This window comes from Amorphus orientalis, from assembly GCF_030814015.1.
Classification (GTDB): Bacteria; Pseudomonadota; Alphaproteobacteria; order Rhizobiales; family Amorphaceae; genus Amorphus; species Amorphus orientalis.
Map to the genome: position 1 here is coordinate 229,791 of NZ_JAUSUL010000005.1, position 13,217 is coordinate 243,007.

Consider the following 13,217-nt stretch of genomic DNA (forward strand, 5'->3'; position numbering starts at 1 on the left):
AGGTCACCTTCGGCGGCTCAGGTCTGCTCTCTCCAGGCGGTGGAGGTGGAAGGCGGTGGCCACACCGGCCGTGGAGATCACGGCGCCGGCGCAGAACATCGGGCCGGGGCCGATCCAGTCGTAGAACTGGGATGCGAGCGTCACGAAGAGGAGCAGCGCGACGCTCTCCACGCCGCCGAACGACGCGAGGTCCGCGGCGCGGCGCTCGGGAAGGCATCGGACCATGACGAGCGGGCGCGTCGCGCTGATCATGGTGTAACCGGTCGCGGTCCCGAAAATGGCGACCGGTACGGCGGTCCAGAGCGTGATTGCGCCGCCAGTGATGAGAACCAGGCCGCAAATCGACATGACGGCGATCGCGGCGACCGTCAGCCCCAGAAGAACGAGGGCGCATCCGTACCGCTCCATCAGCGGACGGACGGCGAGCGTCAACGCGAAGACGGCGACATTGGCGAAGACCAGGCCGACAAGGCTCGCGTTGGAGACCGAGAGCCCGGCATCGATCAGGAGGACCGACTTCAGGGCGATGCCGGGAACGGCGACCGCGCTGGAGGCGGTCGTGGCCAGGAGGATAAGGCGCACGCGCCGATCGCGGAAGATCGAGAACTGACTGAGAAGCGAGGGGCGACGGTGGCCAGTGGGGTAGGCCGGGGACCGTCGCAGCGCAAACGGCGACGCCAGGAGACAGACCAGCGTCAGACACAAAAGCGCCGACACCACCGCGGTCCACCCGAGTTCGCCGAGAAGATAGAGGACGCCGGCGCCGAGCGCGACGGCCCCGACCGCGGCTGCCGCGCCCTGGACGACGGCCCCCCTGGGATAGGTGCCGCGCTCGAGTGCCGCGATCATGAAAGCGCCGGTCGCCACCAGCTGCGCTGCGACGGCAACCAAGAGCACCGGCACCGTGGCGACGACGAGGGCGGGCGTCTCCGCTGGGTCGAGCAGCAGCCACACGGCAAGCACGATCGCCGCAAGCACCTGTCCCAGGATCACCCAGCGGCCGTACTGACCGATACGTGAAGCGCGGCCATCGGCGCCGAGCCGGTAGCGGTCGAGGACCGGCGCCCACAGGAAGCGAAGCACGAACGGGATCCCGCCGAGGAAGACCAGACCGATCAATGATGCGCTCGCGCCACCGTCGCGCAGGAACAGGGTCACTCCTTGGGTGCCGAATTGCCCCAGCAGCGACTGGAGGAACGAGAGGCCGGCGACGGTCGACAGAACTGTCAGGACACCGCCGGACCCCGGCGCTGCAATGGCGGCCGATGGCTCTCCCGGCCGCATCTAGAACCGCGCCGTGAGCGATACGCCGAAGGTCCGCGGATCGATGACGCTGACGTAGCCGCCGCCGACCCGGCTGGTCACGCCCTGGGTGTTGGTCACGTTGTTGACGTAGGCCCGTGCGGAGAGGTTTTTCCAGTCCGCCGTCGCTCCGACGTCGATGGTCGCATAGTCGCCGACCTCATCGAGCGCGATGTTGTTGAAGTCGTTTTCCACCGGGCCGACATAGCGGACGCGTCCGTCGACGCTGACGCCCGGCGCCACCTCGGCGATGGCCTGCAGGCTTGCGGTGATGATCGGGTCCTGTCCGAAGCGATTCCCGTCGAGGTCCTGCCGGGTCCCGACCGAATCCAGGATCTCGTTCTGAAGCAGTCCGAGCGAGCCGCCCAGGGTCAGCCACTCCCGCGCGCGCCAGTCGGTTTCCAGCTCCAGTCCGTAGGATTGCGCATCCGGCACGTTGATGACCTGCAGCGTGAAGCGGTTGCCCGGGATCGTTTCGCCATAGAGCTGCAGATCCTGGAAGCGGTTGTAGAAGGCGCTGACGTTGATGCCGAGACGGTCCTCCATGAAGCGGCCGCGATAGACCGCCTCGGTGGTCCACACCGTTTCGCTGTCATAGAAGAACGGCTCGCCGGTGAAGAAGTTGACCGACGCTCCGCCGGGATTGTAGCCGCGGCGCAGGGTGAGGCCGACGGTCTGCCGCGGGTCGATATCGTAGGCGACGCCGACGCTCGGGAGCAGGACCGTTTCGGTGTCGTCGAGTGTGCTCTCGCCGACGACCGGCGGTGCACCCGGAATGGGAAGCAGCACCCGGCTAGTCTGTGAGCGGTCGTCTTGGAACACGTTGACACGCAGCCCGGCGAGCAGATTGAGCCGATCCGTCAGCCCGTACCGCATGTCGGCGAACGTGGCGGCCTGCTGACTGGTGACGTCGAGCTTGCCGGTGATGGCGCCGTCGAAGTCTGTCACCGAATGCCGGTATTCGTAGGACAGGCCGACGAGACCCCCGAACTCGCCGGCGATGAGATCTCCGGCGGGGCCGAACGTGTAGATGAGGTCGTTGGAGAACGTGCCTTCTTCGAAATCGAACCGCGTCGGCTCGATCTGTCTCGGCACGCTCTCGAAGCCGGTAAACGTCCCGCTCGTAAACGTCTCGAACGTGCCGATATCCGTCAGCGTGCTGGTCTGCAGCGAAATGACGGCGCCATCGTTGTCGAAGGCGCGGGTGCGCGTCGCGTCGACAAGCCGGTCCCTCAGCGGACCGCCGGTCTGTCCGGTTGCCGGATTGGTGTAGCTCAAGTCGTTGATCTGGCTGCGGGCCTGCGGCGCCGTGCCGTGCTCGTATTCGCCCAGCACCAGCACGTCGGTGACGCCGAGACCGTGCTCGACCCTGCCACCGAGCTTTGCGCGCAGCCGGATCTGATCGTAGTCGTTGATGAAGCCGTTGGCGGGATCGAGCGTCTCGCGCGGATCTTCCCCATCGGTGATCTCGAACGTCCCGCGCACGGCCCAGTCCTGGCTGAGCGGCGCGTTCAGCATGCCGTTCAGCGTGAACGCAGGGTTGTTGAAAGCGTCGAATTCGAGACCGCCCTGCAGCGCCATTCCGAAGTCGGGCTGCGGGTCGTAGGTGTCCACGATGATGGCACCCGCGAGGCCGAGCCGGCCGCGCAGGAGGTTCTGGGGGCCGCGCAGCACCTCGATCTGCTCGACATCCCAAAGCGACATTCCGAGGGTGTTGGTGAGGGTCGGCGTGCGGGCCACGCCGTCAACGATGATCGGGAGCCGCGGCAACGCACCGACGGCGAAGGACGAGACGAGGCCGCCGGCGCCACCGCCCTGGATGCCGCGCACGTTCGGCGGCTCGGTGCGGGACGTGTTGTAGACGTTGGGCGCGATGGTGGCGACGTCGTTGATGTCGGAGGTGGGGGTCTGAACCATCGGATTGTCGGCGGGAATGACGGTGACGGGCGTCACCGTATCGGCCAGCGCCCTGTCGACCCGCTCGCCCGTCACGATGATCTCGCCGAGGGCGATGACGCCGTCGTCCGGGACGATAGCGGCATCAGCCGGCGGTTCGGCGGACTGGGCATGCGCCGCATTGATCCCATGGGCGGCGCCGAGCGCCAGCGCGAACAAAGCGCCGGCTTCCCTCAGATGACGGTTGCGGATTTTTGGACGCATCTCTGGCTGCTCCCCTGTCGGCCGGCCCGCTACACGAACGGACCCCGTAAATGTTGACCGCAGGAGTACGCTTTAAATTCGGGAGCGCAAAGCGCGGACCGGCAGATAGGAACGCGAAAATGCGTATAGCGTAAGCAGTGTGGTGTTTGAGTGACAGTGGCTGTGGACAGCTTCTAGTCTTCGAACCCCTCGACGCCGCGGCGCCAGTAGGCGGTGCTGATCTGGGAGTGCTTGTCGAGACAGAGCTCCTTCTTGAAGAACCGGCGCAAATCCTGCGCATTCTGGAACTCGCCTGCGAAGAACGCGTACTGCGGCCGCAATGCGCTGGTGAGCTTCCGCGCCACCTCCTGGATCTCGCTCTCAAAGCGCGACGGATGGATCGCGTGGAGGCGCAGGCCCGTTTCGGGCAGATAGCGCTCCGCGTCATCGTCCTGCGGGACCGCCACGACCGCATCGCCGGCGATGCCGGCCCGCAATTGCTCGATCAACCGAGCAAGGGCCGCGATCCCGGTGCCGTCGGCGGCGAGGAACACGCGGTCAGCCGGTGGCGGGAGGGTCTGGCCGGCCGGTCCCATGATGCCGACAGTGCTTCCCGCTCCGGCGTGGCAGGCCCAGTCCGAAATAAGGCCACCATCGTGGCGAACGAGATCGATGTCGACTTCGCCGGCCCCGACGCGCACGTGGCGAAGAGTGACGAGGCGGGCATGCAGCTTATCCTCGCCCTCCGGCCAGCGGGGCGTTCCGTTGGCGGACATCCGCGGCCAGATGGGCGGTCGCTCCGTGGTCCGCGGCAGCATCAGCTTCACGTGAACGCCCCCGACGGCGAGGTCGCTCACGTCGTGGTGCGCCAGCGTCACCCTCTGGAGTCCCGCGAAGACCTCGCGGCTCCGCACCACCTGCAAGACCTTGAAGTTGAGCGGGAACTCACCCTCGGTCGCCGTCTCACCGCGCCATCGGATGTTGGCGGCGGCGGCCGGGTCCATCTCCGCGACATGCTTGGCAAGCCCTTCCTTCATGAAGATGAGGCCGCCCTCTGTCGGGGCCCCGATGCGCACGAGAAGCCCGCGCCGCTCCGGCTGCAGCTCCAACTGCATGCCGTCTCTTTCGAATCGAAAAGCGCCGTCGGTCCGCCGTTCGAACACGATCCCGTGCTCCGCCTCGAGGTGATCGACGAAGTGCGCCATCGCCGATCTGCCGTCTGAAACGGGGATAATGGTCTCCGAGGTCGCGACTGACATTTGGAATTCTCCTAGGGTCCCCGGCGCCGTGATATCTCTGTCCGGGGGCCGGCGACGGGAGCCATTGCCATCGATTGGGACGAACGCCACTTTGCTTACGCCATAAGCGCGGCTGACGCACGCCGCTCTTTGCCGCAGCCTCAGAGGTCGGAGGAGACCCCGCCATCGTGACGCGTACCCGAGCCAAACGAGCCGACGGCGAAAGCGCCAATGCTGCGCAGGCGCGCCCCCGTCATGCGGAAAAGCTCTCCCGCGAGCGGATCATCACGGCCGCCGTCGCGCTTGCCGAGCGTGAGGGAGGCGATGCGCTCTCGATGCACGCAGTCGCACGCGAACTCGGGACCGCCGCGATGTCCCTCTATCGCCACGTGCGCAATCGGGAAGACCTGCTGGAGGGGATGCTCGACCGGGTCGCGCTCTCCATCATTCATCCCGATCCGAAGGCCGATCCGTCCGAGGAGGTGGTTTCGATCTTCGTCGCGATCCACGAGGCGATGGCAAGGGCTCCCTGGACCATCCCGATCCTGATGCGAAACGATGGGACGAGCCGGCACATGATGCCGCTCATCGAACGCATTCTGCTCGCCCTCACGCGGCTCGGCCTCGACACCCGGAGTGCGCGCGAGACCTACATCATGCTGCTGTTCTATGCCTATGGCGACGCATTGGCCCGCGCAGGTCGCATCAAGTCCGCCGAAGATGCCGAACGACCGGACATCTACGCCGGATTTCCGGCCATTCAGCGGACGTTCGCGGGATGGGACGCCTATGCCGAGACTTACGAGGCGAACCTGAGACGACATCTTCGCCTGCTCGCCGATCGCGCCGCCGAGCAAGATGCAGATGCAAGCGACACGTTCAACTGAGCGCCTCAGCCCAGGTGACCCAGTCGTTCTGCGCCGTTTCAAGAAGGCGCGAACGGCAAGTCATTGAGACCTGGGTCTTCCGGTTGCCAAACTGCGGTCGGCGTTTTCAAGCTATGGGTCTCGTATCGCCGATCCTCAGGCTCTGACGGGAGGGCTGGGTAGATCCCGGCCCGCTCGGCGGGCGATGAGTTCGAGCCCCAGGAACAGCGCGACCCCGGTGGCGGTGGCGCCCCAATTGGGGAACAGCGCGCTGGCAGCCGGCAAGAGCCACAAGGCTGTCGAGGGAGCCAGGCCGCCGAACACCGGACGAAGCGCCAGGAAATTGGCGGCGGACAGGCAGAACACAATGCCAGTTGCCGCGGCCAGAGCGATAGCGCCGGCCCCGCCTTGCGCCAGCATCCCCGGATAGATCAGAAACAGCATGGGCAGCACGTAGACTGTTGCAGCAAGACGCAGAGACTGCCCTGCGACGTCGATCCAGCGGCTTCCCGCAATCGTCGCGGCGACGAACACGCCGACGCAGACGGGCGGCGTTATCACCGACAAGGTCGCATAATACAGCACGAAGAAGTGGACCGTCAGCGGGTCGAGCCCCTGCTGGATGAGGGCGGGCGCAAAAACCGCGGCCACGAGAACGTAAGCCGCCGATGTTGGCAGCCCCATTCCGGCGATGAGGCATACGATGGCCATGATCGCAGCGACGAGGAACGTCTCCTGCCCCGCCGACTGGAGAATGGCCGACGTCGCGGCCACGCCGAAACCGGTCAGGTTGAGAACGCCGACGAACACCTGGGCTGCCACGAGGAGCACGCCAACCGTCACCACGCCACGACCGCCGTCGATGAGCGCGCGCCAGACCATGGATCCGGCCGCCCGAAGACCATCGCCGGACAGGAGGACGACCGCGACCGCAGTGCCCATCATCCCGATCATTCCGTAGCATGCCGTCAGCGCAATGGAGCGCCCCTGAAGAATGCCGAGTCCGAGGCCGAGGACGGCGGCGACGATCGGGGCAAGCCGTCTCCAGTCGAGGGCCTGGCGCCAATCCGGCAGATCGGATGTGTCGACGCGGCCGAGATGCTTGCGTTTGGCGACGTGGTGCACGGTCGCAAACACGGCGAGATAGAACAGAAATGCCGGCAGGATCGCCGCAACCGCAATCTGCCAGTAGTTGATGTCGACGAGCTCGGCCATCACGAACGCGGCCGTGCCCATGATCGGTGGCGCGAGCTGACCGCCGGTGGAGGCGACAGCCTCGACACCTCCGGCGAAGCTGCGCGGATACCCGAGCCGCGCCATCAGAGGGATCGTGAAATTCCCCGTGGTCGCGACGTTGGCGACTGTCGATCCGTTGATGGACCCGAACAGACCCGAGGCAATGGTGGCAATCTTGGCCGCGCCGCCAGGCGAGTTGCCGCCGGCGCGCGCCGACAGATCGAAGAAGGTCTGCCCGGCACCCGTATGAAGCAGCATCGCCCCGAACAGCACGAACGCGGCCAGCGTTGTCGAGGCGACGCTGACGAGCAGGCCCCAAAGGCCTCGATCGGACAGGAATACAACCTCGGTGAGGTAGTATATATCGAACCCTCGATGCCCGAACTCGCCTGGGATGAGATTACCGAATAGGGCATACGCGATGGAAAGCATCACGATCGAAGGAAAGAAGATGCTACCGGTCGCTCTTCGGGCCAATTCCAGGACGGAGAGGACGGCGCCGGTCGCGAGAAGAACATCATACCACTTTGCCCATGGCAGCGTGGTCATGATCTTTTCGAAATTATAGATGACGTAGGCGGAAGCAGACACCAGAACGACACCGATGACGACGTCGATCACGAGTCCGATCGGCCGCCAGGACTTCCCCCGCCCAGCGGAAACATCGCCAGACCGAGCACGCCGATGACGGCAACGAATCCGGCCCGCTGGATCAGGCTCTCGAACGCGCCGAAGAACGCGCTGTAGAACACGTACGCGCCGAGAAGCGCCGACAGCGCAACGATGAATATTTCTCGCGCGCTGCGTGGTCCGGCCGCCTCGGCTTCCGACACGGTTGGCGCAGCGGGCATCGCTTTCTCGTTCATTGTTCCGCTCTCGGATCCGGAAGAAATGCAGGATGTCCGGTTCTGCTCCGGCAGCGGGTCGCCCGGGCGGCCCGCCGCCGACGCTGGAGGATGGTCCGTTCAGATCGCAGCCGCCGGAACGGGGCGAACCACCTCAAGCCTTTGGTGTGGAAGCCGTTTCCCGACGCTCAGATGTTTCAATCTGAGCGGGAAAGGCTCTGCCGCCGGCCGCAGTCGCTTCATGCGGAAGAAGGCCGCGATCAGCGCAGACGATCGGGAACCTCGTAGCCGGCTTCCTCGAAGTAGCGGACGGCCCCGGGGTGGGGCGTGGTGGTGGCGTACTTGAGCGTCAGTTCGGCAAGGTCCGTGTCGCCGACTGCGGGAAAGGCCGCCGCCTGTTCGTCGGTGTTCTCCATCACGGCCTTGACGATCTGGTAGGCGGTTTCCTCGTCCATGTCGGGACGGGCGGACAGCGCGATCATGAACCCCCATGTCTGGTAGGGGCCGGTGTGCTCCATATCGCCGCCCGGCATATCGACGAGCGACAGCTCCGGAAGGTTCTCTGCGATTGCCGCAGCCTGTTCGTCGGAGATACCGAGCACCTGCACCGGGGTGAAAGTCGCGATGTCGGTGGTGAGCGCATCGAATTTGGTCCCGACCGCGGATTTGATGAAGCCCACGGCGCGACCGTCCTTGATGGCGTCGGCGAGCTCTCCGTTCGTCCCGCGCACCCAGTCGGGCTGAATTCCCAGCAGGTCCATCACCTGCAGCGAGGTATCCTCGGTGGACGATCCACGCTGGCCGGGTCCGATGCGCTCACCCTGGAGATCCGCGAGTTCCTCGATACCGGCGTCGCGGCGGACGATCACGTTCTGCGGGGCCAGCGAATAGGCCCAGAGCAGCTTCGAATCGACCGGCTGACCGTCGAAGGACTTGATGCCCTTGTTGGCATGGTAGAGCGTCGAGGTGGTCACCAAGCCGATGTCGAGCTGACCGCGCTCCATTCGCTTGAGGTTGTCCACCGTCGCACCGGTTTCCACGACGGACGCCTGGAAATCCGGGTGAGCGGACAGGATGTTCGCGAGTGCCGCAAAGTAGGCGTAGTGGGCTGACTGGGCGTTCGTGGAGCCGAGTGCAAGTCGCGTTTCCGCCTGCGCGGCCTGGCTGCCGGCAGCGACGCCAGCGACGATGGCAACGGTGGTGAGAAGCCTTGAAAGCGTTTTCATCCTATTCCCTCTTCCTTTTTTATTCGCCCGCAGTGCGCGAACGCCTCGGGTCGTCTCCGCCGGGCTGGCCCGGCACCCGGCCGTCCGGCCGCGGCGTCATCCGGCAGTCCAGCCTCCGTCAACGAGAAGGCTGGTTCCGGTAACCAGTGCGGATGCGTCGGAGGCGAGGAACACCACTGCGCCCATCACATCCTCGACGGTGCCGATGCGGCCGAGCTTGATCTTCTGTTCGATCCACGCGACCCGCTCGGGATCTGCGAATGTCGAAGCGGTCAGCGGCGTGCGCACGAAGGTGGGGCCGATGGTGTTGACCCGGATCCCATGCGGGCCGAGCTCGATGGCCATCGACTTGGTGAACCCCTCAACGGCATGTTTCGTCGCGGCGTATACGGCCCGATCGAGGCCGCCCACGTGCCCCATCTGGGAAGAAATCGTCACGATCGATCCACGAATGCCGGCATCGACCATCCCGCGTGCCACCGCCTGCGCGAGGAAATAGGCACCGCGAAAGTTGATCGCGGCCACGGCATCGAAGTCCGCCTCTTCCGTTTCGAGAACCGGCGCATGACGCGCGAGACCGGCGCTGTTGACGAGCACGTCGAAAGGCCCGACCCGCCCGATCGCGTCCCTTGTCGAGCGAACGTCGGCAGCGTCCAGCACCAGCGTCTCGGCGGAGAGACCCCTGGCCGTGAGCGCCTCCATCAGGACAAGGAGTTCCTTCTCCCGCCGTCCGGCGCAGACGACTGACGCACCAGCTTCCGCCAGAGCGACGGCCGCCCCGAGCCCGATGCCGGAGGACGCGCCGACGACGAGTGCGCGCCGCCCGTCGAGGCGGAAAGACGGTGTGGTCGGCAGGGAATCGATCACTCTGCCGCCGCTCCGTAGGGAAGGTTGACCCCGCCATAGCGGCGCAAACGAAGGTTTGCCTGCTCCGCGTGACCGACGAACCCCTCCAACATGCACAGGCGCGAGCAATAGGCACCGATGACGGCCGCCGCCTCGTCTGTCACAACCTTCTGATAAGTATGCGTTTTCAGGAACTTCCCGACCCACAATCCGCCCGTGTAGCGACCGGCTTTCTGTGTCGGCAGAGTGTGGTTTGTACCGATGACCTTGTCGCCGTTCGCGACGTTGGTTCGCGGCCCCAGGAACAGCGCACCGTAGGACTGCATGTGTTCCAGGAACCAGTCGTCCCGATCCGTCATGATCTGCACGTGTTCGGAGGCGATTTCGTTCGCGACACTGAGCATTTCCTCGTACGTGTCGCAGACGATCACCTGGCCGTAGTCACGCCAAGAGGCTGCGGCCGTCTCGGCGGTCGGCAGAATTGCGAGTATTCTGTCTATATGGGCGAGCGTTTGTTCGGCGAGACGACGCGAATTGGTCACGAGCACGGCGGGTGAATTGTAGCCGTGCTCGGCCTGGCCAAGCAGATCGGTCGCGCACATCTCCGCGTCGACCGTTTCGTCGGCGACGACCATCGTTTCCGTGGGACCGGCGAACAGGTCGATGCCCACGCGGCCGAAAAGTTGCCGCTTCGCTTCCGCGACAAACGCGTTTCCGGGCCCGACGAGCATATCCACGGGAGCAATCGTTTCCGTCCCGAGCGCCAGCGCGCCGATGGCCTGAATGCCGCCAAGTACATAGATTTCGTGCGCGCCGCCGAGGTGCATTGCGGCAACGACCGCCGGATTGGGCTCGCCATGAAACGGAGGGGTTGCCGCCGCGATCCGCGGAACGCCGGCAACCGACGCGGTCAGCACCGACATATGTGCCGAAGCGACCATCGGAAATTTCCCGCCCGGCACGTAACATCCGACCGAAGCGACAGGGATGTGCTTGTGCCCCAGGATCACGCCGGGAAGGGTTTCCACCTCAACGTCGGTCATCGAAGCGCGCTGCACCTCGGCGAACCGCCGTATCTGGTCCTGAGCGAAGCGGATGTCGTCCAGATCGCGGGGAGCCACCTTGGCCACCAACGCCTCGATGTCTGCCTCCGACAGGCGGAAAGCCTCCGGCGCGTAGTTGTCAAAGCGCTCGGAGAGTTCGCGGACGACCGCGTCGCCCCGCGCCTCGATGTCGGCAAGCGTCGCCTCGACGACATCGCGAACCTTGCGGTCGTCGTCCTTCCGTTCGTGTTCAGTGCGCCCTCTTTTGAGGTATTCGATCACAACGATATCTCCGGAACTTATGAGTCTTCAGCACCTGACGGCGCGTGCCGACCGGCCTGACCAGCCTGACGGGATGAGCAGGCCCGACCGCGGGCCTCGAAGCAGGGTCATGGGCGGTCTTTCACCGCCGCAGTGATTTCGGGACTGAAAAAATCCTGCAGGGCCTTCTGGTCACTTGCGACCGCGACCGCGTTGATTCCGCGTTCGAAAAGGCCCGCGGCGGCACTCATCGTGGGAGCGAACGAGGCCGCTGACAGTCCAGCGGCGGCGCAGGCGGCAACCACCTTGTCGACCGACGCTCGAACCGCGGGCGCATCCAGTGACGTCTCGCCCAGAGCGACGGCGAGATCGGCGGGACCAACGAAGCACGCGCCGAGCCCTTCGGTGGCTGCAATCGCCTCGGCGGCCTCGACCGCGTCCGGATCCTCGATCTGAGGCACCACGACGACGTCACGAGACCGTTCCAGGTGCTCAGCCATCGTGCGCGCGCCATAGTCGCCCGCCCGTGTGGTCGCACTGTAGCCGCGTCCGCCCGCACCGTAGTTCGCCGCCTTTACCAGAGCAGCCGCTCCGGCAGCATCCATCACGTGCGGAACCAGAACCCCGTCCGCTCCCTGGTCGAGGACGCGCAGGATTTCGGAAGGACGGGCGTCGGGAACACGGACAAGAATGGGCAGTCTCGCCGCGCGGGCAGCAAGAAGCGATAGATCGATTTCGGTGGGGCCGAACGGCGCATGCTCCGCATCGAGGATCGCGAAATCGAGACCGGTTCCGGCGAGGACCTCGATCACCATCGGGTGGGGCGTCTTCACGAACGTGCCGATGAGCCGTTCCCTGGCCGTGAAGCGCGCTTTCAGCGACGTCACCGGAGCGCTCCGGCAGCGCACGCGGTGATCATCGCGCACACCGCATTGGAAATGCGACCATCCCCTCCCCGGACACGCAACGACCGGCTCAAACCGCAATGAACGGCGCTGGAGTGCATTGGCGGATCCTCGACTCATTGTTGCGACCGCGCCCTCGATCCGGGCGCTTGCGCATTCTTATGAGTCAGAGGTTAGCGGCCATTCGCAAATTGTGCAATAGCGTGCAAAATTTATTCAAAACTTCTCAAACATGCTCACGACGGCTGGTCGGGCTCGCTTCTCGCCAGCCTCGCCGAACCCCGAAGGATGAGGCGCGAATCCACAATAACCGTCCGTTTCTCAGCTTCCTTGGCCGCCATGATATCGTCGATCATGGCCATGGCGGCTGCAATCATCTTGTTGCGCCGTTGACGCACAGTGGTCAGATTGAAAGAGGGCCAGCTTGCCATCGGGATGTCATCGAAGCCGACGACGCTGACCTCTTCGGGGACGGATATGGACAGGTCCCGGCGCAGGCCTTCGAGCGCGCCAAGGGCGCTGATGTCGTTTGCGGCGAATATCGCATCGGGCGGCTCGGTCTGCATCATCAGCCGCTTCGCTGCTTCCCGCCCGCCTTCGAAGGTGTATTCGCCCCACTCCTGAATGGGCCGCTCAAGTCCCAGTTCTTCGAGCCGCTGGGTGAGACCCGCGAGCCGATCCCGGTTGGTGGATGCCCCTTCGAGGCCATTGATGAACGCAATCCGCTTGTGCCCCCCAAGCACCAGAAGTTCAGCGATTGCGCGGGCACCCGCCACATTGTCCGTCTGAACGGAAAAGGCATCTACGCCTTCGACCGCCCGATTGAACAAGACGACCGGCACGCCCGCCGCAGCGCACGCCTCGATCGCACCCGATCGGAGACCGGAGGCGGCGACAATCATCGCGTCGACCCCCTGTTCCAGCATCGAACTGATCTCGATCTCGGTGCCATCAAGGGCCGCCGCCGCCCGGCACATCACCCGGAGACCGCGTTGATGCAATTCCCCGAGGAAGCCGGCCAGAACGGCCTGGTAAAACGGGTTGTCGAGATTGGCCATGACCAGCCCGACCGTGCGGCCGACAACCGGCTCCTCAACCATGCTCGCCGCCGCCGATCTCGGGCGATAGCCGAGGCTGCGCGCCGCTTCCAGGACGAGCGAGCGCGTGGCAGGATCGATGGAGGCACCTTCCGTAAACGTACGGCTCACGGTGGAACGTGACACATTCGCGATCCGCGCCACATCGAGTGCAGATGGGGCGGTTCTTTTCCGCCTGGTCTTTCCGTTCACGGTGAGCTCCTGTTTGACGAA

11 protein-coding genes are annotated in these 13,217 nt (G+C 65.2%); 1 reads left to right on the forward strand and 10 read right to left on the reverse strand.

The features are described from left to right. Positions 1-3 precede the first annotated feature (3 nt). The 3 genes from J2S73_RS19835 to J2S73_RS19845 all read right to left on the reverse strand — a co-directional run bounded on the left by J2S73_RS19835 (position 4) and on the right by J2S73_RS19845 (position 4,700). The gene (locus J2S73_RS19835; protein ID WP_306887422.1) at positions 4-1,284 is read right to left on the reverse strand and encodes an MFS transporter; all 1,281 of its coding nucleotides are present in this window, start codon (positions 1,282-1,284) and stop codon (positions 4-6) included. Continuing rightward, positions 1,285-3,462: a TonB-dependent receptor gene (locus J2S73_RS19840; protein ID WP_306887423.1), complete on the reverse strand. Its 2,178-nt coding sequence runs from the start codon at positions 3,460-3,462 to the stop codon at positions 1,285-1,287. A 173-nt stretch (positions 3,463-3,635) separates the two neighbouring features. After that, positions 3,636-4,700, reverse strand: a complete 1,065-nt coding sequence (locus J2S73_RS19845) for a siderophore-interacting protein (protein WP_306887424.1) — start codon at positions 4,698-4,700, stop codon at positions 3,636-3,638. A 167-nt stretch (positions 4,701-4,867) separates the two neighbouring features. Here J2S73_RS19845 and J2S73_RS19850 point away from each other — a divergent pair, with 167 nt between their 5' ends. Next, positions 4,868-5,566, forward strand: coding sequence for a TetR/AcrR family transcriptional regulator (locus J2S73_RS19850; protein ID WP_306887426.1), 699 nt, complete (start codon positions 4,868-4,870; stop codon positions 5,564-5,566). Between the two features lie 135 nt (positions 5,567-5,701). Here the strand turns inward: J2S73_RS19850 and J2S73_RS19855 are convergent, their stop codons facing one another. The 7 genes from J2S73_RS19855 to J2S73_RS19885 form a co-directional block, all read right to left on the reverse strand. Beyond that, positions 5,702-7,402: a TRAP transporter permease gene (locus J2S73_RS19855; protein WP_306887427.1), complete on the reverse strand. Its 1,701-nt coding sequence runs from the start codon at positions 7,400-7,402 to the stop codon at positions 5,702-5,704. Then, a complete protein-coding gene (locus tag J2S73_RS19860) occupies positions 7,399-7,632 on the reverse strand; it encodes a hypothetical protein (RefSeq protein WP_306887428.1) in 234 nt (77 codons plus the stop codon). The genes J2S73_RS19855 and J2S73_RS19860 overlap by 4 nt, the downstream gene beginning before the upstream one ends. 254 nt (positions 7,633-7,886) lie before the next feature. Next, positions 7,887-8,852 carry a TAXI family TRAP transporter solute-binding subunit gene (locus tag J2S73_RS19865; RefSeq protein ID WP_306887429.1) on the reverse strand — a complete coding sequence of 322 codons (966 nt, stop codon included), beginning with the start codon at positions 8,850-8,852 and terminating at the stop codon, positions 7,887-7,889. Between the two features lie 96 nt (positions 8,853-8,948). After that, a complete protein-coding gene (locus tag J2S73_RS19870; protein WP_306887488.1) occupies positions 8,949-9,716 on the reverse strand; it encodes an SDR family NAD(P)-dependent oxidoreductase in 768 nt (255 codons plus the stop codon). Next, complete coding sequence (gene hisD, locus J2S73_RS19875; RefSeq protein WP_306887431.1) at positions 9,716-11,023, reverse strand: histidinol dehydrogenase; 1,308 nt, start codon at positions 11,021-11,023, stop codon at positions 9,716-9,718. Before hisD ends, J2S73_RS19870 begins: the two co-directional genes overlap by 1 nt. 107 nt (positions 11,024-11,130) lie before the next feature. Beyond that, positions 11,131-11,889, reverse strand: a complete 759-nt coding sequence (locus J2S73_RS19880) for an HpcH/HpaI aldolase family protein (protein ID WP_306887432.1) — start codon at positions 11,887-11,889, stop codon at positions 11,131-11,133. Positions 11,890-12,143: 254 nt separating this feature from the next. Next, the gene (locus J2S73_RS19885; protein ID WP_306887433.1) at positions 12,144-13,196 is read right to left on the reverse strand and encodes a LacI family DNA-binding transcriptional regulator; all 1,053 of its coding nucleotides are present in this window, start codon (positions 13,194-13,196) and stop codon (positions 12,144-12,146) included. Between the last annotated feature and the right edge of the window lie 21 nt (positions 13,197-13,217).

Bases quoted from the DNA above. Each gene is read 5' to 3' on its own strand.
- J2S73_RS19835 (WP_306887422.1), bottom strand. From the start codon at position 1,284: ATGCGGCCGGGAGAGCCATCGGCCGCCATTGCAGCGCCGGGGTCCGGC.
- J2S73_RS19840 (WP_306887423.1), bottom strand. From the start codon at position 3,462: ATGCGTCCAAAAATCCGCAACCGTCATCTGAGGGAAGCCGGCGCTTTG.
- J2S73_RS19845 (WP_306887424.1), bottom strand. From the start codon at position 4,700: ATGTCAGTCGCGACCTCGGAGACCATTATCCCCGTTTCAGACGGCAGA.
- J2S73_RS19860 (WP_306887428.1), bottom strand. From the start codon at position 7,632: ATGCCCGCTGCGCCAACCGTGTCGGAAGCCGAGGCGGCCGGACCACGC.
- J2S73_RS19865 (WP_306887429.1), bottom strand. From the start codon at position 8,852: ATGAAAACGCTTTCAAGGCTTCTCACCACCGTTGCCATCGTCGCTGGC.